A 1,254-nucleotide genomic window follows, 5' to 3' on the forward strand; every position below is an offset into this window, starting at 1 on the left:
AATCCGAAAAATAAAGCGATTTTTCGGCAATTACACGGTGCAGGTAACGGGTATTAAGAGTGCATTTTATAGAAATTAGTCTGTTTTATACAGGGCTATGATCCGGCTTTTAAGCCGGTTTTTTTTACAGCAAAGAAAGGTAAAATCAATGGCATTAACAACAGTTAGAGCAGATGATCCTCATGCGATAAGCACGTGGTCAAAATTATTAAATACAGAAGTTTCAAAGGCGATACCTATTGCCCCTCTTATAGGCAGGGGTTCAAACAGCATTATTCAACTTAAAACTGAAACACAGAAGGGCAGAGGGGATTGTGTTACATTTAGCTTACGTACACAGCTTTTGGGACGGGGAGTTACCTCAGGACAGACGCTTGAGGGGAATGAAGAGGCATTACAATTCCTTCATGACAGACTCTATATTGACGAGCTTTCGCATGCAGTTCGTGTAGAAAATGAAGGTAGTATAGCGCAACAACGTACAACGTTTGATTTGCGTGACGAAGCAAAAGATGGCTTAGTTGATTGGTATGCAGATCGCTTAAGCTTGATGTTTTTCATTCAAGCTTGCGGATATACAGCAAGGACAATCTCTTTTGAAGATCGGATGATAGATATCGAGAATGTGCATTATGGATTTAATGAACCTCTGGCACCAAGTAGTAAGCGAATTATCCGTCCAGATGGTAAAACCAAGGATGAAGATCTCAGTGAAGCGCCAAAACACAGCTTTAGTTTGAAGCTTATTGACGAAGCTGTAAAAATGGCGAAACTTGCTAATCCCAAAATTCGACCAGTACGTGTGAATGGGGAGAGTGTTTATGTTCTCTATTTGCACCCAACACAAGTGATGCAATTGCGCACCAATACAGAGACTGGACAGTGGCTTGATATTCAGAAAGCTGCTTATACGGGTTCGCGCGCGAAGAACCCGATTTTTGATGGTTCTCTTGGCATGTATAATGGTGTGATTTTACGTGAATCTGAACATGTCACTCATGGGGTTAAATCTACCGATCATACAGCGAAAAAAAGTGTGCGTCGTGCTGTTTTTCTTGGAGCACAAAGTATCGTTATGGCTTTTGGAAATAATCGCAATGTCAATCGCTATAAATTGGTGGAAGAGCATTTCGACTATCAACGTTACTATGGTTTGTCTGCGAAAACACTAATTGGCATGAAGAAAACCCGTTTCAAATTTCCAAATAGCTCTCAAGCAGCGCAAGATTTTGGAACGATTGTTATCCCCACCTA

Annotated in this window: 1 protein-coding gene; it reads left to right on the forward strand. The window is 40.9% G+C overall.

Annotation, left to right across the window (positions count from 1 at the left end):
* Positions 1-148: 148 nt before the first annotated feature.
* On the forward strand, positions 149-1,254 hold a 1,106-nt coding region (locus ACFINH_RS09850; RefSeq protein ID WP_375632988.1), incomplete at its 3' end, for a N4-gp56 family major capsid protein.

It is taken from the genome of Bartonella sp. AA74HLJMH (assembly GCF_042197045.1).
GTDB lineage: Bacteria > Pseudomonadota > Alphaproteobacteria > Rhizobiales > Rhizobiaceae > Bartonella.